Genomic DNA, 25,104 nt, shown 5'->3' with positions numbered 1-25,104 from the left:
TGGCGCCGCTGCGGCGGCAAGCCTGCGCGGGCGGACCTCATGGGTTGCATCGCAGCTCATGCCCTGCATCCGTCCGCCGCGATCTGCCGGATTGACGGCAGTGCCCGCGATGGCGATACCGCCCTTGCGGCGCCCTCACGCCGTGGGGCCCGCTGGCGGCCCGACGACAGAAGGACCCCATGACAGGATCGGCCAGCACCTCCCGCAGCCTCGCACTTCTGGCGGTCGTCCTTGCGGCGATCCTCTGGGGCACCACCGGCACGGTGCAGAGCCTGCTGCCAGCCGACCGCGAACCGCTGGTGGTGGCCGCGATCCGGCTTGCCATCGGCGCTGCAACCCTGACGATCATGGCGCTGTTGGCGCCCGCCAGCCGACGGGCCTTCGCCCATCTGCCCTGGCGGCCGGTTCTGGCGGCCGGGGTCTTCATCGGCCTCTACAACCTTCTCTTCTTCGTCGCCGTGGTCGAGGCCGGCGTCGGTGTGGGAACCGCCATCGCCATCGGCAGCGCCCCGATCTGGGTCACGGCCTACGAGGCCCTCGTGCTGCGCCGCCTGCCCGGCCCCTTGCGCGCCGCCGGCCAGGGACTTTCGATCGTTGGAGCCGCGCTTCTCGTGACCGACGCAGGCGCCGGCGCGGCCTCGACGATCGGGGTCCTGCTGGCGAGCCTGGCCGGCGCGTCCTATGCCGCCTATTCGCTTGCGACAGGACGGGTCGGCGGCGCCGTGCCGGCCGGCACGCTGGCCGCCTCCACCTTCCTCGTCGCCGCCATCGTGACGGCACCCGTTCTCGCACTGGTGCCTGTCGCCTGGGCGGCGGATCTGCGGGCGTGGCCGGCGCTCCTCTTTCTCGGCACGATCACGACCGGGCTTGCCTACGCGCTGTTCACGAGGGGGCTGGCACGGCTCACCACCTCGACGGCCGTCACCCTCTCGCTCGTCGAGCCGCTGACCGCCTGGCTCCTCGCCATCCTCGTGGTGGGCGAGCCTGTCACCACGCAACGCTTCCTTGGCGCGATGCTGATCTTCGTGGGCCTCGCCATCGTGAGCCTCGCCCCGAACCGGGGCGCGGAGCGCGCCGCGTGAGGCGAGTCTCGGGGGCGCGCCCCCTGTCCGACCGATGATTCCCGGCCTCTTCCGGCCAGGGCGTGCGACTTGTCCACAAGAAACTGCGCGCGGCGGATCAGGGCCGCGCACATTGGCGCAGGCCGGAAAATCCGCCATCCGTTGCCAAAAAGCGAACGATGCCATGGGATTGCAGCCGTGTTGTCATGAAGTTGTAGATTGACTTCCGTCATGTAGCGGCGACACTGCCTGCGTCGCTCTGGCGGCAATGGTGCAGGAAGAGGAGGACTGCCCCATGATACCCGAACCGACTGAACGGCGCCGAGCCCTGTTCCGCAGCCGAAGGGGATCGATGCCGCATGAAGTGGAGAGGTCGGCAGCCCCGCCCGACGCGACAGCCGAGTCGGGCTGCGTCTGGAAGTCTGCGGGGCTCTGCCCGGGTCAGCATCAGGTCGATGCGAACGGCCGAATGGTCTGCCTGTGCGCGCAGGTGCTGATGGCGCCCTCGCCCGACCGGGTGATCGACACGCTGACCGATCTCGGACTGAGTGACGAGCAGATCGGCCGCTATTTCCACATCCCGGTGAGCTGCGTCACGGCGTTGCGGCGCCCGACCTGAAACCAGCTCCGGCGATGGCGTAGCCTCGCCGGAGTCTCATCCGAACCAGCCGCTCGAACAGGGCCTCGATCCGCTCCGGCGGGCCCGAGGATCGGATCGCCATGCGCCCCGCCTGGCCGATCCGGCCCCACTGGACCACGAGCGAGCCACTCTCGAACAGGTCCCGTTCCTTTCGGATCAGGTAGAAACGGAAGCAGTTCCGCTCTGGCTCGATCTTCTCAAGGCGGATCTCCATGCCGGCCCCCTGCTGCACAGGCCTTCAGGAAAGCCGTCGCAGCCGTTTTGCGCAAGCGCGATCCTGCGACAATGCCGCATTGAAGCGGGAAGGCGCCGCTTTCGGACATGCGTCGCGGACAGGACGAAGCCACTCTTGAAGATGGAGCCCCTCCGCCCGAGCGGTGCGCAGCTCTCGGCCCGTATCCGCCGGGCCCGCTCTCGCACAGGTTTCGCGGCCACCGTCAGCCGGCTGCGACACGGGTGCGCGGGCTGAACAGACGACGGCACCGACAGAAGGTTGGGGACTAATCGCGCCTCTGTCGGTGCCGGACCGGGCGGGCCTTCTGGCGCAGGCCCTTGAGTCTGCCGGTGCTGCCACCTTAGGTCGGCGCCATGGCCGTGCATTGACGGGCAGCAAGAGGAACCGGCGACAGCCTGACGCAGCCTAGCGCTTCCGGGCGGCGACATCCTCAAGCAGCAGCGCCTCTTCCGCCGTTCGGCGCATGAGGCATTCCGAGGCCACGACCATCCGGTCGGGCTTGCCGCGACGCCGCATGGCTTCGAAGAAGCACCGCTTCTCGCTCCAGTCCTTCCAGGCCTCCTGCATCTTCTCGAGATCCTCGGTCATGCGTGGCGCACCCTGCGAGATGGGCTTGGCAAATTCCACATCGCGCAGGGCGGCCTCCTTCATCGCCGCCTCATAGGCATGGCCCATTCGATCGCGCCACCAGTTGGCTTCGGCGGCCATGCAGGCTGCGGCCTCGACCTCGGTCGCGCCCTTCGTCTCACGACGGCAGAGGTCCGCAGCCAGGCCGATGCAGGCCTCACGCTGCGGTCCGGTCTTCTTGCCCGAGAGACAGTCCTCGATCCTCTCGGGGTGAAAGGGAATGGGCTGGGCCGTCAGGCTCGCCGGCGCGGCGAGCATCATCAGGATCAGCGCAAGGCGCGGCATGGAGGGGCGCAGGCACAACATGGCAGCTCACTCTTTCTGAACGATCGCCGCGACGAGTGCGCGGCCTGCGCAGGATAGCCCTGCGGCCGCGCCTGATCCTGTGACAAGGTCACGCGGACCGAGGCCCGTCAGTGCCGCGCGCCGCTCCTCATGTGAAGCATGAACAAGTGCCGCCAAGTCCCTAAAGATATGGCTCGATCAGCTCACGAATTGCGACGCGTGCCCGTAGCCGGCTGGCCAGGAGATACATCCCTCCGAACTTGCGCTGGATGTAGAAGGTCTCGACCGGCGGCAGATGGTGGACCTCGCGCCGCTCGCCGATCTCCATCCCGAGGTCGCGCAGACGCAGCGCCACGTCATTCGCGCCGAAGTCGAAGCAAGCCGCGCGAAGCGGCTCCATCGAGATCTCGAGCATCTGCAGCATCAAGGCGCGCAGATCCGTGGGCACCGCCTCGGACAGGAAGCCAAGTTCGAACATCGCCGCCTGCATGGCGTCGCTCTCGCCAGCGAGGCCCGCGTGCAGGAGCATGCGGTAGCCCTCGGCCATCTCCGTTCCGACCTCGCGGGTGGCGCCGAAGTCGAGCAGCACAACCTGACCCGTGGAGGGATCGTGTCGGTAGTTGGCGAAGTTCGGGTCGGTCTGCATCAGGCGGAAGTCGAGCAGCTCGCGGAACATCAGCCCGATCAGAAGCCGCATGACCCGGTCACGCTCCGCCTGCGGGGCCTCGAACAGATCCTCGACGGGGTTGCCCGCGACATGCGCCATGGCAAGCACGTCGCGCCCGGTCAGACCCTCATGCAGCGCGGGCACCCGAAACTCGGGCGCGCCCGTCAGGAGCGCCCCGAAGCGGGCGAGACAGCGCCCCTCACGCTCATAATCCGCCTCCTCGTGCAGCTGCCGCTTGGCCTCGGCCAGCATCTGCGCGAGGTCGAGGCCCTTTGGCAGGAGGCCCGAGATCCGCATCAGCGCCGCGACATTGTCCACGTCGCTGTCGATCGAGCGGCGCACCCCCGGATACTGGACCTTGATCGCCAGATCCTCGCCCTCGACCGTCGTTGCCCGATGAACCTGGCCGATCGAGGCCGCCGCGATGGGCCGGACGTTGAAGGTTCGGAACCTGCGGTGCCAGTCCTTGCCCCAGGCCGCGTCCAGCACGGTTCGGAGCTGCCGGGGCGGCATGTAATGCGCCTCGGACCGAAGCCGCGCCAGAATGTCGGCCAGTTCGGGCGGCAGCATCTCGCCCGCATCCATCGACAGAAGCTGCCCCACCTTCATCGCGGCGCCACGCATCTGCGACAGCTGCTCGGCCAGCCGCGCGACATTGGCGGGCGTCAGGATCAGATCGCTCATCACCGGGCGCCGCCCCTGCGCGAGCTGCCGGGCGCCGTGCAACGCCACATTGCCGGCGATGCCGGAGGCCAGGCCCCCGAATCGCGCGAGGCGGGAAATCCGGCCGCTCGGAACGGACAGGGCGCGGGGTTCGGGTCGATGGCTGGACACGATGCGGAGCTCTATCTGGGATGCCGAAAACATAGGTCGGACGGGGCCGTTCACAACGGCAGACTGCGGCATAGTGGCCACAGAACCTACTTTCGTCGGTGACTTGGTCACCCGCGGACAATCCCGCTTGATTGTGTCACAATGACACTCTATCGCCTTAGGATAGGAAGGGTTACAACCCTTAGTAGATACCACCTGCAGACGAGCGGATCCCTCTGAACCTATGCGAAATGATGTGTCCATGGTGCCGAGTGAACAAGCCCAGCCAGAGCTGGTCAGCAATGCCGCCTCCGTCCAGATCTGCCGGGCAAGAGCGCAGACAGCCAGGAATGGCGAGGGACGCCGCAGCGGCATCCGCCCGCTTGCCAGCTACCGGTTTGAAAGCTGGCGTCCCGGCCCCTCGTTCTGGGGCCCGGCAACCGATCACCATGAAGGTCCGCTGCAGGTTGAGCATGTCCTTCTGTCGCTCACCGGGCCGATGATCGTGGCTGCATCGGTGCTGATCAGCATCTTTCTCATCGTGACCTGAACGAAAAGGCGCGGGCCTTGCGGCACCGCGCCTTGCCTTGGCTTGTGGCAGGCGGCCTCAGGCGACCTTGGCCCGCTCGAACGCCGCGTCGATCTCGTCATCCCCATGAAGCTCGAAGTCGAAGCCGCCGCCGCGCACGCGCTGTGGAACAAGCGTCGGAGCGGACCTGCGAAGCTCGGCAGCAGGAGCGATGGGCGCGGGTGCGCTGCCGGCGCTGACGCGGAAGTAGCTGACGGCCTGGCGCAGATCCTCTGACCGTTCGGACAGGTCGGCGGCGCTGGCGGACAGTTCGCTGGCCGCCGCGGTGTTCTGCTGGGTCACCGTATCGAGCTGCTGGATGGCCATGCTCACCTGTGAAGCTCCGGCGGCAAGCTCTTGCGACGCCACCGATATACCCGAAACGAGGTTGGCGGTTTCCTCGATGTCGGGCACGAGGCCCTCGATCATCTTGCCCGCCGTCACGGCCGAATGGGCGGTGCCGGTCGAGAGGTTCGAGATCTCCGCCGCCGCCGCCTGGCTCCGCTCTGCCAGCTTGCGCACCTCTGCGGCGACCACAGCGAAGCCGCGGCCATGCTCGCCGGCCCGCGCCGCCTCGACGGCCGCGTTCAGGGCCAGAAGGTCCGTCTGACGCGCGATCTCCTGCACGACGAGGATCTTCCCCGCAATCGAGCGCATCGCTTCGACCGCGCTCGAGACCGCATCGCCGCTCTGGCGTGCGGCATGGGCAGAGCCTGTGGCCACCTGCTCGGTGCGCGACGCATTTTCCGCGCTCTGCTTTATGGTTGCCGCCATCTCTTCCACCGAGGCGGACGCCTGGACCGTGGCGGAGGCCTGCTCGTTGGCGCCCTGGCTCAGCTGCTCGGACGTGGCCGCGACCTCGGCGCTGCCCGCGGCCACCTGTCCGACGGCGGTGGTCACCCGCGACACCACTTCGCGCAGGCGCAGCACCATCCCGTTCAGGGCCGCCAGAAGATCGGTGATCTCGTCATTGCCGCGCAGCGCCGCCGTTTCGGTCAGGTCGCCGTCGGCTACGCGCCGCGTCACCTCCAGCGCCCGCGCGAGGCCCCGCCCGATCGAGAGGATCAGCCATGCCGCCGCACCGATTGCGATGATCGAGGCCAGCGTGATCGTCCCGCCCATCAGCATGAGGGTCTGAAACCGGGCCTGCTCCGCCGCCGCCTGCATCTGGTGCAGATGCGCGATGCTGCCATCCCGCAGCCCCTCCATGATCTGCATCCGCGTATTCTGAAGACGCGAGAAATAGTCGCCCCACAGAAGCTTGCGCGCCTCTTCGGTGCGGCCGCCCTCCGAGAGGAGCAGCGCCTTGTCGTTCACCTTGATCGACTGCTTCCACAGCTCCTCGTATTCCGCGAGCTTGTCCTGGTCAGCGGGGGGCGAGACGGCCACCAGCGCGTCGAACGCCTCGCGCATGTTGACACGCGCCTGGGCCACGGCCTCCATGTCCCGCGCCTTGCCCTGCGGCGGCGACAGCATGTGATCGCGGATGGCGCCCTTCATGCGGAGCTGTTCGGCGTTCAGCCGCTCGGTCAGCCGCACGCGCTCGAAGTCGCGCTCGACGAGCGTGTTGATGTCCTCGCTCAGCCGGTCGATCGTATAGAGCGCATAGAGGTTGGTGCCGCCCGCCATGGCGAAGATGACGAGGAAGGTCGCCCCCAGCTTGTTGCGGATCGAGAATCTCATGTCGGGTCTTTCATGAAGTGGCCGGAGGGCGCGCTGGCCGCCGGCGGATAGAAACGGGGCAACCGACAGAACTCTGCCCCCACTGGTCACCATTCCGCCTCAGCCGAGGACCTTCTTCATTACGGCCAGCAGCTGCGCCTGGGTGAAGGGCTTCACCATCCAGCCAAGGGCTCCGGCCTCGCGCGCCTCGGCCTTCAGCTTGTCGGCCGACTCGGTCGAGAGGAACACGATGGGCGTGCCCTTGCCCTCGGGATGGCTGCGGTAGGCGCGGATGAAACCGAGGCCGTCGAGACGCGGCATGTTCTGGTCGGTGAGGATCGCATCGACGCGGCGCGAGAGCGCGACCTCTAGGGCCTGCTGACCGTCCGAGGCCTCGATCACCTCGTACCCCGCTTCGCGAAGCGTCAGGGCCACCATGCATCGGATCGAGGGTGAATCATCCACCGCAAGGACCGTGCGCGTCATGGCGTGCCCCCTGATCCTGCCCGATTCCCGCCGCCCCGGCTCCCGCTGCTCTGCATCTGTTGTCCTTGCCCTTGCTGCACGGGCCGATGCCGTGCTCAACTCTGGCGAGATGAACGACCGGGCGCGGAAACATTTTAAGTGCGCGGCGTGAGAATCTCCCTGCCCCGTGGCCAGACGCCGCAGCCGCCCTTCCCTTCGCAGTGGGAAGATTGCGGGATACCGCAGGTCATTGCCGTTGCGTCACAGCCTGAGGCGCGGCGCGGGAAGCCCCTCGGCCCCCGCCTCCAGCTCGAACGTCTGCCCCGAAAGCGGATGGTCCGCCAGGGCGGTCTCGCTCATGCCCTCGCGGGCCGAGGTGACGAACATGCGGCCTCGCTCGGTCAGGCAGGGACAGGTCACCTGTGGCGCAGGCAGATCGAGCGCGCGATCGAAGCGCCCGTCGGGCCGGTAGCGGGCGACGCGGCCCGCCCCCCACTGCGCGCTCCAGATGCCGCCCTCGGCGTCGGTGACGGCCCCGTCGGGCGACAGGCCCGGAAGGTGTGCCAGGAGGGTCGGCTCCCCCAGCGGCCAGCCCTCTGCATCCAGCGCAACCGTCATGAGGCACGAGCGCGGCGTGTCTGCAAAGTAGGCGCGCCGGCCATCGGGGGCAAAGCAGATCGCGTTCGGGATGGTGAGGTTGGCAAAGAGCCGGCTGATGCGCCCCTCGTGGAAGCGGTAGATCGCCCCGGAGCCGGGCTCGGCGTCCTTCCCCATGGTCGAGATCCAGAAGCCGCCCGCCGGATCGGTCCGCCCGTCGTTCGAGCGGGTGCCGGAGCAGTCCTCTTCCAGAGCCACGATCCGCTCCCGCTGCCCCGTGGCGATCTCGAACCGCCAGAGGCCGGTTTCCGAGGCGATCAGCAGCCGGTCCCGGTCAATCCAGCCCGCAGCCGACACGGCTTCGCCAAAGCTCCATTCGGCGGGCTCGCCGCGGATCCGGGCCATGAGCTTCCCGGCCGCGATGTCGAACCAGAAGGGCTCGCGCCGCTCGGGGTGCCAGAAGGCTCCTTCGCCCAGGGTGCAGGGGCGTGCGTCGAGGATCATGGCGCGCTGCTCCGGTCAAAGGCTGCGACGAGCGTCCGCGCCCGTTCGGCCACCTCCGCGGCGCTGCGACCGGGGCGGTAGAGGGCTGTGCCGATCCCGAAGCCGTCGGCCCCCGCCCTGCGCCAGTCCTGCAGATTGGCCTCTCCGGCGCCCCCCACGGCAAAGACCGGCAGATCCCGCGGCAGGACCGCCCTCAGCGCCTCCAGCCCCGCGGGCCCGAGAAGCGTCGCCGGGAAGAGCTTGAGCGCGTTGGCGCCCGCCCGGATCGCCGCGAAACATTCAGTCGGGGTGAAGACGCCCGGGATCGAGATGAGCCCCGCGGCCCGCGTGGCCGCGATGACCTCGGGGTTGCAGTCGGGCGAGACGACGAGCCGCGCCCCGGTGGCCGCCACACGGGCCACATCCTCGGGCGACAACACCGTGCCCGCCCCGATCAACGCCCGCTCGCCAAGGCGGCGGACGAGGCGCTCGACGCTCTCCAGCCCGTCGGGCGAGTTGAGCGGCACCTCGATCCGGTCGATCCCCGCCTCTACCAGCGCCTCGGCGACGGGCTCGGCTTCGGCGGGCGTGATGCCGCGCAGGATGGCGATGATGGGACGGGACATGGGCACCTCGGGTGGATCGGCCCCAGCCTCGGACAGCCGGGCCCGCGACGCAAGCCGGGATCGGGTCCGCGCGCGGGATATGCCCCTGAAGGAGCCTTGCCGGCCCCTGCTTGCGGGGGCGGGCCCGGTTCAGGCCGGCCCCCGTTCGCGGATCAGCAGCCCACCACGGCGCAGATCTGACGGCGGTAGGCGCGGTTGGCCTCGCTTTCCGAGGTGGTGTCGCCGGGGGTGGCGGTGGTCTCCGCCTCTGGCGGATCGCAGGGCAAGCGGTAGCCGGGGGCAAGGCCCGCGTTCACACATTCGCCGATGTCCCAGCCTGCGGGCAGCTCGGTGAGGTTCACCTGCTTCCACTTCGGGTGGCCGGTCTGCTGCAGGGTCTGGAAGCGGCTGCTGATCACATGCGAGATGTCCGAGACCGCCTTGCAGCTCTCGCGGTGGTAGGCGTTGCGCCGCGGGTCGTAGCCATAGGTCATCAGCACCGCCTTGACCGCGATCGCCTCGACCGGCCCGGTCTGGAACGGATAGGTGCCCGCGGGGATCTCGGTCGGCTTGTACACCTGGCGCAGCACCTCGTCGGCGACGGGCACGAGATGGAAGCGTTCGGCGTCGATCTCCTCCGAGGAGAAAAGCTTGGCCGGAACGCCCGCCACGTAGAAGAAGGCGTCGATGTCGCCCGCCAGCAGGGCCGCCAGCGACTCGTCCTGCGTGATCATCAGGCGTTCGCCCGGCGACACCTGCGCCAGGTCGAGGACCAGCGAGGCGGTCAGGAACGTGCCCGAGTTTTCGACCCCGATGGCCACGCGCTTGCCTTCCAGATCGGCAAGCCCGCCGATCTCCTTGCGCGCCAGCAGATGCACCTCCTCGTCATAGAGTGGAAAGGCGATGCGCACCCCGAAGATGGCGCGGCTCACCTCGGGGTCGTTGGCGGCGAAGGTCTTGAGATATTCCAGCACGTCCGACTGAACGATCCCGAACTGCGTGACCGGGCGCTGTCTGACCCCGAGAAAATTCTCGAGCGAGCCCGCGCTTTCGTGGACGGTCATGCCGAGGCCGCATTCATCGGCGGCCTTGGCTATGTCACGGCCGATCTGGATGTAGGTTCCGGTCGGTCCTCCGGTGAGAATGTTGATCTCCACGGCCGGCGATCGCGCCGGCAGGATCGCAAGCAACAGGGCAATCGCGATCAATCGGGCAACGGGCAAGGCTTCCTCCTGCTGTTGGACTGTCGGACGGTCAGCAGCCGCCCAGGGATCTGACGAGCGCGACCAGCGTCTGGCGGTTCACCGCGCCGGTCACCTCGCGAAGGGCATCGACCGGGCACACCCCGGTCTCGAGCAGCGAGAAGAGCCGCTGACGGGCGGCGCTTCCGGGCTCGGGCAGGCCGGGCGCTTCGGCGAGCGCCCGCGCCACCTCGTCCGGCTCGCGGGGCGCCCCGGCGGGAAGCGCCACGGCAGGCGGCGGTTCCACCGCGGGCGGGGCCGGTTCGGGCGCAGGCGGTGCGGCGGCCAGCTCCTGCTGCTTGCGCTCGAGCAGCGCGTCGAGTTCGGACACCCTCGCCCGCGCCTCCTCCTCGGCCGCGGCCAGCGCCGCAAGCCGCGTCTCGGCCTCGGACAGGTCGCGCGACTGGCCGGAGGCCCTGTCCTCTCGCTGGGCCTGAAGCTGCGCCAGCCGCTTTTCCTCGTCGCCCACCGCGACCGTCAGCCGGACAAGCGCCGCCTCACCCTGCTCAAGCTCGCGCTGGAGCGCCTCTGCCCGCTGCCGGGTCGCGGCCTCCGCCGCCTCGAGGGCCTCCACCCTTTGCCGCGCCTCGGCCTCCGCCTTGCGGAGTGCCTCGACCTGCGCGCGCGCCTTTGCCTCGGCTTGTTCCTGATCCTTCCGCGCGGCGGCAAGATGCGCCTCGGCATCGGCCAGCAAGCCTTGCCGCCGCGTCAGATCCTCGGCAATCTCACCGGCCGCGCGCGAGAGATCCGCCTGCCGCGCCTCGAGCGCCTTGACGGCTTCAGACCCTTCGCCGACGGCCCGCGTCAGTTCCAGATGGCGAGCCTCCAGAGCCTCGGCCTCCTCGCGCTGGCGGGCGGCGCTCTCGGCCGCGGCCGCTGCACGCTCATCCAGCGCCTGAAGGGCCTCCTCGCGCTGCGCCACGGCCGCGGTCAGTTCCGAATGGCGGGCGGCGAGCTTTTCCAGCTCGCCCTCGCGCGACGCGATGGCCTTGGTGAGACCCTCCTGCCGGTCCACCAGCACGACCAGCTCCGCCTCGCGCTGCGACGCGGTCTCGGACAGGGTCCGCAGCCGGGCCGCCGCATCCGTGGCCTCACGTTCCAGCCGCTCGACCTGATCGGAGAGCCGCTTGCGTTCGGCCTCTAGGCGCACCGCTCCCCCGTCGGCCCGCGGAGGCGGCGGATTGGCGACCAGCCCGGCCGGCTGCATGGCCGCCGCCGAGGTCGGCTCGGCGAGGGCCGCGGCCACCGCCTCTTCCAGCCGGCCCCGTTCATGCCGGAGCTGCGCCAGCTGCTTCTCGACGCGCGCCGTCTCGTTACGGGTCCGTTCCAGCCTCGACAGCTCGCGCCGCCGCTCGGTCGTCAGCACCGCGATGCGCGCCTCGAGGCCCGAGATCTCGCTCTCCAGCATGCTGATGATGGATCGATAGGACCCTTCCGTGGCCGCGGCGGCCTCGGGAGACACGGCGGCGGAGGCTGTGTCCTCGGCGCCCACAGGAATCGGGCAGAGCGCAAGAACGCTCAGCAGGAGAAAGACATGTTTCAAATGACTCGAGCTCATGGCCGTAGTCCCGGCATGGCAACTGGCGTGCGATCAGGATGGCATGATACCCCGCAACCGGCGATCCACGTCAATAGGCTTCGCCTCAATCAGAAGTGGTAGACGGCTCGCCTTTTCTGATCGCCATCGGGTTGAGAAGGCTCTTCCCATGGGTGCGCCCCTCCTCGAGGAGGAAGGACATGACCGACCGTTCGCGGGGCAGCGGGCGCACGTCACGGTGGCAGGTCAGCCAGTAGGTGCGCCGCAGAACCACCTCATGCGGCAGGACCATTTCAAGATCGGGAAACATCCGCGCGATATAGAACGGCAGGACGCAAAGCCCGAGTCCGTTCCGCGTCGCCGCCAGCTGGTTGAAGATCGAAGAGCTCTTGAAACTCGCCCGGATCCCCGGATGGACCTCGCCCAGATAATCGAGGCCCGGCGCGAAGATCATCTCCTCGATGTAGCCGATGAACGGGTGCTTCAACAGGTCATCGCGGTGGCGCACCGGCGGATGCTCGGCCAGGTAGGAGCGCGTGGCGTAGATGTGCAGGCTGTAGTCAGTGATCTTTTCGGAATGATAGGGGCTTGCCTTGGGCGGATCGAGCGTGACCGTCAGATCCGCCTCGCGCCGCGACAGCGACATGATCTGCGGCAGCGTGATCAGCTCCAGCGAGATGTTGGGGAAGCGGCTGGTGAAGGGGCCAAGGAGCACGCGGCTGAACCAGCTTCCGAAACCCTCGGGGACCGCCATCCGCAGCACACCGCGCTGGCCGGGGCCATCGCCCAGCAACTCGACCTGCATCCGCTCGGTCTCGGCCTCCATCCGTTCGGCCGTCTCGATCAACCGGCGCCCGACCGGCGTCAGCTCGTAGCCACGGGGGTTGCGCTCGAAGAGCCGCATCCGCAGCGCCGCCTCCAGCCGGTCGATCCGCCGCGAGACGGTTACATGGCTGGTCCTGAGCTGGCGGGCGGCGCGTGACAGCTGGCCCGTCCGCGCGACCGCAAGGAAGAACTGCAGGTCGTCCCATGTGAAGTTGCCCAAGCGTCACCCGCCCTTGTACGAAAACGAACAGATCTTGTTCCGAAATAGCTGCGACAATTTGCTTGAGTCCCGCCTCGAAACATCTGATCCTCCATTCGTGCCCCGGGTTTGAGGAGACCCGTGCGGCACATTCATGAACAGGACGGAACCGCACCAGCCCGCGCGCTGTGGCAGGGACGGCAACCGCCCAAGGGAGGATATGGAATGCGGAAAGCCCTTCTTTCTGCGGTGTCGCTGGCTGCGCTGGCCGCGCCTGCGGCGGCGCAGGTTTCGGATGACGTGGTCAAGATCGGCATCCTGAACGATCAGTCCGGCGTCTATGCCGACTTCGGCGGCCGGTTCAGCTTTGAGGCCGCGCGGATGGCCGTCGAGGATTACGGCGGCACCGTGCTGGACAAGCCGGTCGAGGTCGTGACCGCCGACCACCAGAACAAGGCCGACATCGCCTCGAACATCGCGCGCCAGTGGTACGACACCGAGCGCGTGGACGCGATCATGGAGCTGACGACCTCTTCGGTGGCGCTGGCCGTTCAGGCCCTCTCGCAGGAGAAGCAGAAGGTCACGATCACCACCGGCGCGGCCACGACCGAACTGACCGGCAAGCAATGCTCGCCCTACGGCTTCCACTGGGCCTATGACACCCACGCCCTCGCCATCGGCACGGGCGGCGCGCTGGTCGAACAGGGCGGGGACAGCTGGTATTTCCTGACCGCCGACTATGCCTTCGGCTATTCCCTGGAAGAGAACACCGGCAATGTCGTCAAGGAGCGGGGCGGCCAGGTGCTCGGCGCGGTCCGCCATCCGCTGGCCACCACCGACTTCTCCTCCTTCCTCCTGCAGGCCCAGGCGTCGGGCGCCAAGGTGATCGGCCTCGCCAACGCCGGGCTCGACACGCAGAACGCCATCAAGCAGGCGGGCGAGTTCGGCATCGTGCAGGGCGGGCAGCGGCTGGCCGCGCTTCTCTTCACGCTGGCCGAGGTGCACGGGCTCGGGATCGAGTCGGCCCAGGGCCTGACGCTGACCGAAAGCTTCTACTGGAACCGCGACGAGGAAACGGCCGAGTTCGGCCGGCGCTTCATGGAGCGGACGGGCGCCATGCCCAACATGGTCCATGCCGGGACCTATTCGGCCGTCCTCTCCTATCTCAAGGCGATCGAGGCGGCCGGCACGGACGAGACCGAGGCCGTCGCGGCCAAGCTGCACGAACTGCCCGTCGAGGATGTCTTCGCCAAGGGCGGAACGGTGGCGCCGAACGGGCGTATGATCTCGGACGTCTATCTGCTCGAGGTGAAGAAGCCGGGCGAAAGCGACGTGCCGTGGGACTATTACAACGTCCTCGCCACGATCCCCGGCGATCAGGCCTATCTCGACCCGGCCCAGAGCGGCTGCCCGCTCGTCACGAACTGACGATGGCGCCGGTCGCAGACCACGAGCCGCGGGTGGTCCTGTCCGCCCGCGGCCTCGGCAAGGATTTTGGCGGCTTCACGGCCGTCAACAATGTCGATCTCGATGTCCATCACGCGCGGATCCACGCGCTGATTGGCCCGAATGGTGCAGGAAAGACCACCGTCTTCAACCTGTTGACGAAGTTTCTTCAACCAAGCAGGGGCAAGATCACCCTGCTTGGCACCGACATCACCCGCACGCGCCCTGACAAGGTGGCGCGCATGGGCATGGTGCGGTCGTTCCAGATCTCGGCGGTCTTTCCGCATCTGACCGTGCTCGAGAACGTGCGCGTCGCGCTCCAGCGCCCGGCCGAGCTTGCGGTGCAGTTCTGGCGGCCGCTCTCGGCGCTCGACCGGCTGAACGGCCGGGCCGAGGTTCTGCTCGAGGAGCTGGGGCTCGAGGCTTACCGCGACACGCGCGCGGCCGACCTGTCCTACGGGCGCAAGCGCGTGCTCGAGATCGCAACCACCCTCGCCCTCGATCCCGAGGTGCTGCTTCTGGACGAGCCAATGGCCGGCATGGGCCAGGAGGACGTGCAGATGGTGGCCGAAATCATCCGCGAGGTCGCCCGCCATCGCGCGGTGCTGATGGTCGAGCACAATCTCAGCGTCGTGGCGGACATCTGTCATCAGGTCACGGTGCTGCAACGGGGCGAGATCCTCGCCCATGGCGACTACGCCACCGTCAGCACCGATCCGCGCGTGCGCACGGCCTACATGGGAACGGAGGACGCATGACGCTCCTGGAGGTCACCGGCCTTCACGCCTGGTATGGCGAGAGCCACATCCTGCACGGGGTCGATCTGTTCGTCGAGGAAGGCGAGACGATCTGCATCCTGGGCCGCAACGGCATGGGCAAGACCACGACGCTGCGCACCATCATGGGCATCCTGAGGAAGCGCACCGGCACGATCCGGTTCGCGGGCAAGGACATGATGGGTGTGCCGCTCCACCGCACCGCCCGCGAGGGTCTGGGCTTCGTGCCCGAGGAACGGGGCATCTTCGCCACGCTCTCGGTCGAAGAGAACCTGACACTGCCCCCGGTGGTCGCCAGGGGCGGCATGTCGGTGGGCGAGATCTACGAGCTTTTTCCGAACCTCAGGGAGCGACGCTCAAGCCCCGGCACCAAGCTGTCGGGCGGTGAGCAGCAGATGCTGGCCATGGCGCGCATCCTGCGCACCGGCGCGCGCTGCCTGCTGCTGGACGAGCCGACCGAGGGCCTGGCCCCCGTCATCATCCAGCGGATCGGCGAGGTGCTCGTGGAGCTGCGCGACCGGGGCATGACCGTGGTGCTGGTCGAGCAGAATTTCCGCTTCGCCTCTAAGGTTGCGGACCGTTTCTACCTGATGGACCACGGGCAGATGGTGGCGGATTTTCCGGTCGAGGATCTGGCTGCGAACATGCCGATGCTGAACTCGGTGCTGGGGGTGTGAGATGGTGACGATCTTCGGCATTCCGACGGCGGCCCTCTTCGGCCAGCTTCTCGTGGGCCTCATCAACGGCTCGTTCTACGCGCTTCTGTCGCTGGGGCTGGCGGTGATCTTCGGCCTTCTGCGGGTGATCAACTTCGCCCATGGCGCGCAATACATGGCCGGCGCCTTTGCCGCGCTTCTGCTGCTGACGCAGACCGGCATCGGATACTGGCCGGCGCTGATCCTTGCGCCGCTGATCGTGGGCCTTCTGGGCGCGCTGATCGAGCGGACGATGCTTTCGCGGCTCTACAAGCTCGATCACCTCTACGGGCTTCTCTTCACCTTCGGTCTGGCGCTGACGCTGGAAGGGACGTTCCGCTGGTTCTTCGGCACTTCGGGCCAGCCCTATGCCCCGCCCGCGGCGCTGACGGGGGCGGTGAACCTGGGCTTCATGTTCCTGCCGATCTACCGCGGATGGGTGGTGGTGGCCTCGCTCGCCGTCTGCATCGGCGTGTGGCTTCTGATCGAAAAGACCAAGCTCGGCGCCTACCTGCGCGCCGCCACCGAGAACCCGGTCCTGGTGCAGAGCTTCGGGGTGAACGTGCCGCTTCTGCTGACTTTCACGTACGGGCTGGGGGCGGCGCTGGCCGCCTTTGCCGGAGTGCTCGCCGCGCCGGTCTATCAGGTCTCGCCGCTCATGGGCTCGAACCTCATCATCGTCGTGTTCGCGGTGGTCGTGGTGGGGGGCATGGGCTCGATCCTGGGCGCGATCATCACGGGCTACATGCTCGGCATCGCCGAGGGGCTCACCAAGGTCTTCTACCCCGAGGCCTCCAACATCGTGATCTTCGTGATCATGGCGATCGTCCTGATCCTGCGGCCTGCGGGACTCTTCGGAAAGGATGCGTGACATGGCGCGCGGTTCTGCAACTCCGGCCGTCGAGACGGTGGCCGCCCATCCCAGGGCCGGCATGCTGAAGCTGGTGCTGCTCGTCCTGGCGGCGGCGGCGCTGATCGCGGCGCCCTTCTTCCTCTACCCGATCTTCCTGATGAAGCTTCTGTGCTTCGCCCTTTTCGCCGCAGCCTTCAACCTGCTGCTGGGCTATACGGGCCTTCTGTCCTTCGGGCACGCCACCTTCTTCGGCGGGTCGGCCTATTTCACCGCCCATGCCGTCAAGGTCTGGGGCTGGCAGCCCGAGTTCGGGATCCTGCTGGGCGTGGCCGGGGCCGCGGCGCTGGGGCTGGTGATGGGGGCCATCGCCATCCGGCGGCAGGGGATCTATTTCGCCATGATCACGCTCGCCCTCAGCCAGATGTTCTTCTTCTTCTGCCTTCAGGCGGGCTTCACCCATGGCGAGGATGGGATCCAGTCGGTGCCGCGCGGGCGCCTGTTCGGGGTCATCAACCTCAACGACACCACCAACATGTATTTCTTCGTGCTGGTCGTGTTCGCGCTGGGGATGCTCGCCATCTGGCGCTTCGTGAACTCGCCCTTCGGCATGATCCTCAAGGCGATCCGCGAGAACGAGCCTCGGGCGATCTCGCTCGGCTACTCGGTCGCGGAATACAAGCTCGGCGCCTTCGTGATGTCGGCGGCCCTCGCGGGGCTGGCGGGCGGGGTCAAGGCGCTGGTGTTCCAGTTCGCCACGCTGACGGATGTCACATGGCAGATGTCGGGCGAGGTCATCCTGATGACGCTGCTCGGCGGGATCGGGACGCTGGTGGGCCCGGTCGTCGGCGCGGGGCTGGTGGTGACCTTGCAGAACTACCTCGCCACCTCGCAGTTTCCGGTGACGATCATCACCGGCCTCGTCTTCATGGCCTGCGTGCTGCTCTTCCGGCGCGGGATCGTGGGCGAGTTCTACGCCTCGCGCCTCGGCCGCAAGCTCGGCTTCCAGTCGGAGCGTTGAGATGGAGGCCGACTACATCGTCGTCGGTGCCGGCAGCGCGGGTTGTGTGCTGGCGAACCGGCTGTCCAGGGACCCGCGCAACCGGGTTCTGCTGATCGAGGCCGGCAAGCGCGACAACTACCACTGGGTCCACATTCCCGTGGGCTACCTCTACTGCATCAACAATCCCCGCACCGACTGGTGCTTCACCACCGAGCCCGAGGAAGGGCTCGAGGGACGCAGCCTGATCTATCCCCGGGGCAAGGTGCTGGGAGGGTGCTCCTCGATCAACGGCATGATCTACATGCGCGGACAGGCCGAGGATTACGACGGCTGGCGCCAGATGGGCTGCACCGGCTGGGGGTGGGAGGACGTGCTGCCCCTCTTCCGCCGCCAGCAGGACCACCACCTCGGCGAGAACGAGCATCACGGTGCGGGCGGCGAATGGCGGGTCGAGCGCGCACGGGTGCGGTGGGCGGTGCTCGATGCCTTCCTCGATGCAGCCGAGCAGGCGGGCATTCCCCGGACCGAGGATTTCAACCGTGGCTCGAACGAGGGCGGCGGCTATTTCGACGTGAACCAGAGGTCCGGCATCCGCTGGAACACGGCCAAGGCCTTCCTGAAGCCTGCCCTCGCCCGGCCGAACCTCCGGGTCGTGACCGAGGCGCAGGTGGTGCGGCTCATCGTCGAGGAGGGAGAGGTCCGCGGGGTTGACTACCGGCAGGCGGGCGAGCTGCACGAGGCGCGGGCCGCGCGCGAGACGGTGCTTTCGGCGGGCGCCATCGGCTCGCCGCACATCCTCGAACTGTCGGGCATCGGCGACCCCGAGGTGCTGGGCGCGGCGGGTGTCGAGACCACGGCCGCCGTGCCGGCGGTGGGGACGAACCTGCAGGACCATCTGCAGCTTCGCCTCGTCTTCAAGGTGCAGGGCGTGCCCACGCTGAACGAGAAGGCCACGAGCCTCTTCGGGCGCGCGGCGATCGGGGCGGAATATCTCCTCCGCCGTTCGGGGCCGATGTCGATGGCGCCGAGTCAGGCCGGGATCTTCACCCGCTCGGGGCCCGAGAAGGCCACCCCCGACCTTGAGTTCCATGTCCAGCCGGTCTCGCTCGACAAGTTCGGCGACAAGGTGCATCCCTTCCCCGGCATGACCGCCAGCGTCTGCAACCTGCGCCCCGAAAGCCGCGGCAGCGTGCATCTGAAGAGCCCCGACCCCACGCGCCAGCCCGCCATCGCGCCGCACTACCTCTCGACCGAGGGGGATCGCGAGGTGGCGGTGCGTTCGATCCTGCTTGCGCGCCACATCGCGGCGCAGCCCGCCTTCGCCCGCTTCCACCCCGAGGAATACCGCCCGGGGCCCGAGGTGCAGAGCCGCGAGGATCTGGTGGCGGCCGCGGGCCGCATCGGCACCACCATCTTCCATCCCGTCGGCACCTGCCGCATGGGCGCCGACGAGGCGAGCGTGGTCGATCCGCGGCTGCGGTTCCGCGCGCTCGGCCGGCTGCGCATCGCGGATGCTTCGATCATGCCGACCATCACGTCGGGCAACACCAACTCTCCGACGCTGATGATCGCCGAAAAGGCGGCCGAGATGATCCTCGAGGACGCGCGCCATTCCGTCTGATTGGGGGAACCTGCCCGGCGGAAGATGCGTTGGTTCCTTCATTCGCCGGGTGACCCGAGTGCCGCCGACCGTCCAGTTCATCGACCTCCTCGCCGCCGCCGCGCTTCTCCTCTGGGGGCTGCGGCTGATCCGCACCGGCGTCATGCGCGCCTTCGGGGCAACGCTGCGGCAGCGGATCTCGCGCGCGACACGCAACCGGCTGGTGGCGGCCCTCTGGGGGATGCTCGCCACCCTCGGGTTGCAGTCGAGCACGGCCACCGCGGTCATCACCGGCTCTTTCGCGGCTCGCGGGATCATGTCGGCGCCGATGGCGCAGGCGGTGATGCTGGGCGCGAACCTCGGAACCGCGGTGGTGGCGGCCATCCTGTCCGTCGATGTCCACTGGATCGCAAGCCTCTGCATCCTGACGGGCGTCGTGACCTTCTCGACCGCGCAGGCGACGCGGGGGCGCGGCATCGGGCGGGCGCTGATCGGGCTGGGGCTCATGCTGCTGGCGCTTCGGCTGATGGGTGAGGTGACGGCGCCGCTCCAGCATTCGGAGACGCTGGCGCTGGTGATCGCGGGGCTGGGCGAGGCGCCGCTGGTGGCGGCGCTGCTGGCTGCGGGGCTGGCAATTCTCAGCGCCTCCTCGCTCGCGGTCGTGCTCCTCGTGATGGTGCTGGCAGCGGGCGGGCTGATCGACACGGTTCCTGCGCTGGCGCTGGTCGCGGGGGCGAACGTGGGCGGCGCCGTCACGCCCTGGCTCGCCGTGGCGGTCGAAGGGCCGGCCGCCCGGCGCATCACCCTCGGCAATCTCGTGGTGCGGATCACGGGGGCGGCCCTCGTGCTGGGTCTGACCGACCCTCTGGCGCTTCTGCTCGAGGAGACGGTCGCAGGCCCCGGCCTTCGCGTGATCGCCGCCCATATCGCCTTCAGCGCCGTGCTGCTCGTGCTGTTCCTCCCCCTGGTGGGCCCGCTCTGCCGGCTGGTCGAGCGGTTCCTGCCCGATCCGCCCGAGGGTGTCCTTGGCGCAGCCTTCCTCGATGAAAGCCTGCTCGAGACGCCCGCCATGGCGCTCGCCGTCGCCGCGCGCGAGACGCTCCGTGTGGGCGACATCGTGGGCGAGATGCTGGAGCGGAGCCGGCAGGCCCTGCTTGCCAACGACGAGCTTGCCGCGCTCGAGGTCTCGCGGCTCGAGCCCGACATCGACCGGCTCTCCGAGGCGATCAAGCTCTACATCACCCGCCTCTCGCGCGCGGAACTCGACGAGGCCGACGTGCGGCGCGCGAACGAGATCACCTCCTTCGCGATCAACCTCGAACATATGGGTGACATCATCGAGGCCGGGCTGGCCGATGCGGCGATGAAGAAGATCCGCAAGCGCCTGGCCTTCTCGCCCGAGGGTGCGGCGGAGCTGGCCGACGTTCATGACCGGACGATCGCAAACCTGCGGCTCGCGCAGGCGGTGTTCCTCGGCCGCGATGCCGCCCTTGCCCGGCAGCTTGTGGAATCGAAGATCGAGATCCGGCGGCTCGAGGCGGTCTCGGCCGAGCGCCATCTGGGCCGCCTGCGCGCCGGCCGGCCCGAGGCGATGGAGACGAGCACGATCCATCTCGATCTCCTGCGCGACCTCAAGCGGCTCAACGCCCATGTCACCTCGGTGGCCCATCCGATCCTGACCGAGATTGGCGTGCTTCGGGAAAGCCGCATGCGCGCCAGCACCCCCAGACGCAGCCTGCGCGAACAGACCGACCCCGACATGTGACGCAGCGGAAGGGAGCGGACACGAACAATATGAACTTGCGAAAATGTTCGAAACGTCCGACGCTTCGGCGGTCACGGACGGTCGCACATCGGCCAGCGCGGGAGTGGAGGCCCGCCAGATGTCGCACAACCGTCACGCGGGCCGGCTATGCCGCACGGCATCCGGCCATCCAGCAGGGAGAGAAAAGCCAATGAAACGACGCACATTCCTTACCGCCACGGCCCTGGCCCTCGTGGCGCAGGCGGGCGTTGCCGCCGCCCAGACCGACATCAGCTGGTGGCACGCCATGACGGGCGCCAATGCGGAAGTGGTCGAAAAGATTGCCTCGGACTTCAACGCCAGCCAGTCTGACTACCGGCTGACGCCGGTCTTCAAGGGCACCTACCCCGAGACGTTGAACGCGGGCATCGCCGCCTTCCGCGCGGGCCAGGCCCCGGACATCATCCAGGTCTTCGACGTGGGCACCGGCGTCATGATGGCGGCCGAAGGAGCGATCAAGCCGGTGGCCGAGGTGCTCGGCGACAGCTTCGACAAGTCGGCCTACCTGCCGGGCATCGTGGCCTACTATTCCAAGCCCGACGGCACGATGCTGTCCTTCCCCTACAACTCCTCCTCGCCGATCCTCTATTACAACAAGGACATCTTCGAGAAGGCCGGCCTCGACGCCGACACGCCGCCCGCGACCTGGGCCGAGGTCTGGGACATGTCCCGCAAGATCAAGGAAAGCGGCGCCGCGCCTTGCGGCTATACCTCGACCTGGCTCTCCTGGATCCATCTCGAGAATTTCGCGGCCTGGAACGACGTGGCCTATGCCACGAACGAGAACGGGCTTGCCGACGTCAACGCCGAGCTGAAGATCAATGAGCCGATCTTCGTGAACCACTTCCAGGCGCTCGCCGATCTGGCCAGGGACGGAACCTTCCGCTACGGCGGCCGCACCTCCGAGGCCAAGCAGATCTTCCTCGCCGGCGAATGCGGGATTTTCACTGAAAGCTCAGGCGGTTTGGGCGACATCGTGAAGTCCGGCATGAACTACGGGATCGGGCAGCTGCCCTATGACGAGGCTGGCAATGGCCCGCAGAACACGGTTCCGGGCGGCGCAAGCCTCTGGGTGATGGGCGGCAAGTCCGACGAGACCTATGAGGGTGTCGCGGCCTTCTTCCGCTATCTCTCGCAGACCGACGTTCAGGAATACCTGCACCAGACCTCGGGCTACCTGCCCGTGACGCTGGAGGCCTACGAGTCCACCAAGGCCTCGGGCTTCTACGACGAGAACCCCGGACGCGAGGTGCCGATCACCCAGATGATGGGCAAGGAGCCGACCGAGAACTCCAAGGGCGTGCGGCTGGTGAACCTGCCGCAGGTGCGCGACATCGAGAACGAGGAGTTCGAGAAGATGCTCTCGGGTCAGCAGACGGCGCAGCAGGCGCTGGATGCCGCCACACAGCGTGGCAACGAGGCGATCCGCCAGGCCGTCGGCGGCTGACGCATCGGCCGCCCGTCCTTTCGGCGGGCGGCCCTCCTCCCCATGCATCGCGCAACCTTCCCCCACCGTGTCCTGCCCTGGCTGCTGATCCTGCCTCAGCTGCTGATCTCGGCCGTCTTCTTCTACTGGCCCGCGGGTCAGGCCCTCTGGCAGTCGCTGCTGCGCGAGGATGCCTTCGGGCTGAAGTCCACCTTCGTGGGCCTCGCCAACTTTCGCCGCGTCCTGTCCGATCCGGCCTGGCTCAACTCGATCCAGGTGACGGCGGTCTTTTCCATCCTGACCGCCTTCTTCTCGATGGCGATCGCGCTTCTGCTCGCAGTTCAGGCCGAGAAGGTGGTGCGCGGCCGCGGCTTCTACCGCACGCTGATGATCTGGCCCTATGCGGTGGCGCCCGCCATCGCGGGGATGCTCTGGCTCTTCATGTTCAACCCGTCCTTCGGCACGCTGGCCTGGCCGCTGCGGCAGCTTGGCATCCGCTGGGATCCGCTGCTCGACGGCAACCAGGCCATGGCCCTCGTCGTGGCCGCCGCAAGCTGGAAGCAGATCAGCTACAATTTCCTCTTCTTCGTCGCGGGCTTGCAGGCCATTCCTCGATCTTTGCTCGAAGCCGCGGCCATCGACGGCGCCAGCGCCCGGCGGAGGTTCTGGACCATCACCTTCCCGCTTCTTGCGCCCACGACCTTCTTCCTGCTGGTGGTCAACTCGGTCTATGCGCTCTTCGACACGTTCGGCATCATCCATGCGGTCACCGGCGGCGGGCCGGGAAAGTCCACCGAGACGCTCGTCTACAAGGTCTATAACGACGGCTTCGTGAACCTGCGGTTCGGGGATTCCGCCGCGCAGTCGGTCGTTCTCATGGTGATCGTGATCGCGCTGACCGCCTTCCAGTTCAAATACATCGAGCGGAAAGTCCACTATGGCTGAGCACGAGATGATCGGCACCTCGCGCCAGAGCCGGATCATGGCGCATTTCCTGCTGGTGATCGGGGTGATCGTGGTCGCCTTCCCGATCTGGTATGTCTTTGTGGCCTCGACCCACCCGCTGCAACAGATCCTGCGGCCGCCCCTGCCACTGCTGCCCGGTGCCGAAGGCCCGTCGAACTACGCCCGCGCGCTGACGGGCGACATCGGGCGCATCGGTGGCGTGGGGGTGGACAGGCTCCTCTTCAACACGGCCTTCGTGGCCTTTGGCATCGCCATCGGCAAGATCGTGATCTCGATGGCCTCGGCCTATGCCATCGTCTTCTTCCGCTTTCCGCTCCGGATGGTCTGCTTCTGGATGATCTTCATCACCCTGATGCTGCCGGTCGAGGTGCGCATCCTGCCCACCTACAAGGTGATGGTGGACCTGCGCCTGATCGACACCTACGCGGGGCTCATCCTGCCTCTGGTGGCCTCGGCCACGGGGACGCTTCTCTTCCGGCAGTTCTTCATGACGATCCCGAACGAGCTGATGGAGGCCGCGCGCGTCGATGGCGCGGGGCCGTGGCGCTTCTTCAAGGACATCCTTCTGCCGCTCTCGGCCACCAACATCGCGGCACTGTTCGTGATCCTCTTCATCTACGGATGGACGCAGTATCTGTGGCCGCTGCTTGTGACGAACTCGAACTCGATGAACACCATCGTGATCGCCCTGAGAAAGATGATCTCCTTCGCCGATGCCGACACACCCTGGGACCTCGTGATGGTGACCTGCGTGCTGGCCATCCTGCCGCCGATCCTGATCGTGGTCCTGATGCAGCGGTGGTTCGTGAAGGGACTTGTGGAGACGGAGAAGTAAGTGGCGGAAATCTCGCTCAGGGACGTGCGCAAGAGCTATTCGGGGCTCGAGGTGATCCACGGGGTCGATCTCGAGATTGCGGACGGCGAGTTCGTGGTGATCGTCGGCCCCTCGGGCTGTGGCAAGAGCACCCTGCTGCGCATGGTGGCGGGGCTCGAGGAGATCACCTCGGGCGAGATCGCGATCGGCGGCCGCGTGGTCAACCGGCTCGAGCCGCGCGAGCGCGACATCGCGATGGTGTTCCAGAACTACGCACTCTATCCGCACATGACGGTGCGCGAGAACATGGCCTATGGCCTCAAGATCGCGAAACTGTCGAAGGCGGAGATCGAGGAGCGTGTGGCCCGTTCGGCCGCCATGCTGGAACTGGGCCAGCTTCTCGACCGCAAGCCGCGCCAGCTCTCGGGTGGGCAGCGGCAGCGGGTGGCGATGGGCCGTGCGTTGGTGCGCAATCCGGCGGCCTTCCTGCTCGACGAGCCGCTCTCGAACCTCGACGCCAAGCTGCGGGTGCAGATGCGGTTGCAGATCAAGGAGTTGCAGCGCAATGTTCGCACGACCTCGATCTATGTCACCCACGATCAGGTCGAGGCGATGACGCTGGCCGACCGTCTCGTGGTGATGAACGGGGGCCATGCCGAGCAGATCGCCACACCGGCCGAGATCTACGATCGGCCCGCCACGACCTTTGTGGCCGGCTTCATCGGATCGCCCGCGATGAACATGCTGCCCGCGCGCGGGACCGGCGCGGCCGTCGAGGCGGCGGGCCAGACCTTTGCCGCCCCTGCTCCGGCCGGGCGCGAGCTGATCCTTGGCATTCGGCCCGAACATCTCCATCCTGCCGGGCCGGGCGAGCCGGGGATCGAGCTTCATGTGCAGGCGGTGGAATGGCTCGGCGCCGACGCCTTCGCCCATGGCCGGCTGCCCGGGGGCACCGAGCTTGTGGTGCGCCTGCCGGGACAGGCGCCGGTGCGCGACGGAGACCGCCTGACGGTGGCCCCCGACGCGGGCAGCCTGCACCTGTTCGATGCTGCAACCGGGCGGCGGGTCTAGCGCCCCGCGCCTGGCGGCCCGCTCAGGTCCTGCAGTGCCGCGCGAAACGTGGGAGCAAGCGGCACCGGCCGGCGGGTCTTGGCATCCATGTTGATTTCCACGCAGAACTGACCCGGGAGGGCGCGTAGTTTCCACTGAGATTT

The 25,104-nt window shown here is 67.8% G+C and carries 23 protein-coding genes and 2 pseudogenes; 15 read left to right on the top strand and 10 right to left on the bottom strand.

The genetic code is table 11. From position 1 onward, the window contains the following. Positions 1-179: 179 nt before the first annotated feature. The 3 genes and pseudogenes from FG154_RS21870 to FG154_RS08895 all read left to right on the top strand — a co-directional run. Positions 180-602: pseudogene (locus FG154_RS21870) on the top strand (EamA family transporter); the annotation flags it as partial. A 48-nt stretch (positions 603-650) separates the two neighbouring features. Then, positions 651-1,082, top strand: a pseudogene (locus FG154_RS21865) (DMT family transporter); the annotation flags it as partial. A 331-nt stretch (positions 1,083-1,413) separates the two neighbouring features. After that, complete coding sequence (locus FG154_RS08895) at positions 1,414-1,680, top strand: hypothetical protein (RefSeq protein ID WP_246100182.1); 267 nt, start codon at positions 1,414-1,416, stop codon at positions 1,678-1,680. On the opposite strand, the gene FG154_RS08890 is transcribed toward FG154_RS08895, so the two are convergent. The 3 genes from FG154_RS08890 to FG154_RS08880 all read right to left on the bottom strand — a co-directional run bounded on the left by FG154_RS08890 (position 1,655) and on the right by FG154_RS08880 (position 4,349). After that, on the bottom strand, positions 1,655-1,915 hold the full coding sequence (locus tag FG154_RS08890; RefSeq protein ID WP_145106723.1) for a WGR domain-containing protein: 261 nt from the start codon (positions 1,913-1,915) through the stop codon (positions 1,655-1,657). The genes FG154_RS08895 and FG154_RS08890 overlap by 26 nt on opposite strands. A gap of 426 nt (positions 1,916-2,341) precedes the next feature. Continuing rightward, the gene (locus tag FG154_RS08885) at positions 2,342-2,869 is read right to left on the bottom strand and encodes a lysozyme inhibitor LprI family protein (RefSeq protein WP_246100180.1); all 528 of its coding nucleotides are present in this window, start codon (positions 2,867-2,869) and stop codon (positions 2,342-2,344) included. Between the two features lie 160 nt (positions 2,870-3,029). Further along, complete coding sequence (locus FG154_RS08880) at positions 3,030-4,349, bottom strand: ABC1 kinase family protein (RefSeq protein WP_145106721.1); 1,320 nt, start codon at positions 4,347-4,349, stop codon at positions 3,030-3,032. 241 nt (positions 4,350-4,590) lie between these two features. On the opposite strand from FG154_RS08880, the gene FG154_RS08875 reads away from it, so the two are divergent. Continuing rightward, positions 4,591-4,878 (top strand): hypothetical protein, encoded by a 288-nt coding sequence (locus FG154_RS08875; protein ID WP_145106719.1) that lies wholly within the window; start codon positions 4,591-4,593, stop codon positions 4,876-4,878. Positions 4,879-4,935: 57 nt separating this feature from the next. Here FG154_RS08875 and FG154_RS08870 read toward each other — a convergent pair whose 3' ends face one another. The 7 genes from FG154_RS08870 to FG154_RS08840 all read right to left on the bottom strand — a co-directional run bounded on the left by FG154_RS08870 (position 4,936) and on the right by FG154_RS08840 (position 12,531). Continuing rightward, positions 4,936-6,579: a methyl-accepting chemotaxis protein gene (locus FG154_RS08870; protein WP_145106717.1), complete on the bottom strand. Its 1,644-nt coding sequence runs from the start codon at positions 6,577-6,579 to the stop codon at positions 4,936-4,938. A gap of 99 nt (positions 6,580-6,678) precedes the next feature. Next, positions 6,679-7,044 carry a response regulator gene (locus tag FG154_RS08865; RefSeq protein ID WP_011910241.1) on the bottom strand — a complete coding sequence of 122 codons (366 nt, stop codon included), beginning with the start codon at positions 7,042-7,044 and terminating at the stop codon, positions 6,679-6,681. 240 nt (positions 7,045-7,284) lie between these two features. Continuing rightward, the gene (locus FG154_RS08860; RefSeq protein WP_145106714.1) at positions 7,285-8,124 is read right to left on the bottom strand and encodes an SMP-30/gluconolactonase/LRE family protein; all 840 of its coding nucleotides are present in this window, start codon (positions 8,122-8,124) and stop codon (positions 7,285-7,287) included. Next, positions 8,121-8,729: a 2-dehydro-3-deoxy-6-phosphogalactonate aldolase gene (locus FG154_RS08855; RefSeq protein ID WP_145106712.1), complete on the bottom strand. Its 609-nt coding sequence runs from the start codon at positions 8,727-8,729 to the stop codon at positions 8,121-8,123. Before FG154_RS08855 ends, FG154_RS08860 begins: the two co-directional genes overlap by 4 nt. A 152-nt stretch (positions 8,730-8,881) precedes the next feature. Continuing rightward, entirely contained in the window at positions 8,882-9,931 is a 1,050-nt protein-coding gene (locus tag FG154_RS08850; protein WP_145106710.1) for a TAXI family TRAP transporter solute-binding subunit, read from the bottom strand. Positions 9,932-9,962: 31 nt separating this feature from the next. After that, complete coding sequence (locus tag FG154_RS08845) at positions 9,963-11,507, bottom strand: coiled-coil domain-containing protein (protein ID WP_145106707.1); 1,545 nt, start codon at positions 11,505-11,507, stop codon at positions 9,963-9,965. 85 nt (positions 11,508-11,592) lie between these two features. Then, complete coding sequence (locus tag FG154_RS08840; protein WP_145106705.1) at positions 11,593-12,531, bottom strand: LysR family transcriptional regulator; 939 nt, start codon at positions 12,529-12,531, stop codon at positions 11,593-11,595. A gap of 204 nt (positions 12,532-12,735) precedes the next feature. Between FG154_RS08840 and FG154_RS08835 the strand changes: the two genes are divergently transcribed. The 11 genes from FG154_RS08835 to FG154_RS08785 all read left to right on the top strand — a co-directional run bounded on the left by FG154_RS08835 (position 12,736) and on the right by FG154_RS08785 (position 24,961). After that, a complete protein-coding gene (locus tag FG154_RS08835; protein ID WP_145106702.1) occupies positions 12,736-13,938 on the top strand; it encodes an ABC transporter substrate-binding protein in 1,203 nt (400 codons plus the stop codon). Between the two features lie 2 nt (positions 13,939-13,940). Then, positions 13,941-14,714, top strand: coding sequence for an ABC transporter ATP-binding protein (locus FG154_RS08830; RefSeq protein ID WP_145106699.1), 774 nt, complete (start codon positions 13,941-13,943; stop codon positions 14,712-14,714). Next, positions 14,711-15,409 carry an ABC transporter ATP-binding protein gene (locus FG154_RS08825; RefSeq protein WP_145106696.1) on the top strand — a complete coding sequence of 233 codons (699 nt, stop codon included), beginning with the start codon at positions 14,711-14,713 and terminating at the stop codon, positions 15,407-15,409. Before FG154_RS08830 ends, FG154_RS08825 begins: the two co-directional genes overlap by 4 nt. Before the next feature lies 1 nt (position 15,410). Then, positions 15,411-16,298, top strand: coding sequence for a branched-chain amino acid ABC transporter permease (locus tag FG154_RS08820; protein WP_145106693.1), 888 nt, complete (start codon positions 15,411-15,413; stop codon positions 16,296-16,298). Position 16,299: 1 nt separating this feature from the next. Beyond that, positions 16,300-17,298, top strand: coding sequence for a branched-chain amino acid ABC transporter permease (locus FG154_RS08815; RefSeq protein ID WP_101342078.1), 999 nt, complete (start codon positions 16,300-16,302; stop codon positions 17,296-17,298). A gap of 1 nt (position 17,299) precedes the next feature. Then, the gene (locus tag FG154_RS08810; protein WP_145106691.1) at positions 17,300-18,901 is read left to right on the top strand and encodes a GMC family oxidoreductase; all 1,602 of its coding nucleotides are present in this window, start codon (positions 17,300-17,302) and stop codon (positions 18,899-18,901) included. A gap of 58 nt (positions 18,902-18,959) precedes the next feature. After that, entirely contained in the window at positions 18,960-20,645 is a 1,686-nt protein-coding gene (locus tag FG154_RS08805; RefSeq protein ID WP_186312319.1) for a Na/Pi cotransporter family protein, read from the top strand. Positions 20,646-20,835: 190 nt separating this feature from the next. Continuing rightward, a complete protein-coding gene (gene ugpB, locus FG154_RS08800; protein ID WP_145106686.1) occupies positions 20,836-22,131 on the top strand; it encodes a sn-glycerol-3-phosphate ABC transporter substrate-binding protein UgpB in 1,296 nt (431 codons plus the stop codon). A gap of 42 nt (positions 22,132-22,173) precedes the next feature. Beyond that, positions 22,174-23,055, top strand: coding sequence for a sn-glycerol-3-phosphate ABC transporter permease UgpA (ugpA, locus tag FG154_RS08795; RefSeq protein WP_145106682.1), 882 nt, complete (start codon positions 22,174-22,176; stop codon positions 23,053-23,055). After that, entirely contained in the window at positions 23,048-23,911 is an 864-nt protein-coding gene (gene ugpE, locus FG154_RS08790) for a sn-glycerol-3-phosphate ABC transporter permease UgpE (protein WP_044249157.1), read from the top strand. Before ugpA ends, ugpE begins: the two co-directional genes overlap by 8 nt. Next, positions 23,912-24,961 (top strand): sn-glycerol-3-phosphate import ATP-binding protein UgpC, encoded by a 1,050-nt coding sequence (locus tag FG154_RS08785; RefSeq protein ID WP_145106679.1) that lies wholly within the window; start codon positions 23,912-23,914, stop codon positions 24,959-24,961. Positions 24,962-25,104 lie beyond the last annotated feature (143 nt).

The organism is Cereibacter sediminicola (genome assembly GCF_007668225.1).
Lineage (GTDB): Bacteria > Pseudomonadota > Alphaproteobacteria > Rhodobacterales > Rhodobacteraceae > Cereibacter_A > Cereibacter_A azotoformans.
This window is presented reverse-complemented; position numbering and strand designations above follow the sequence as displayed.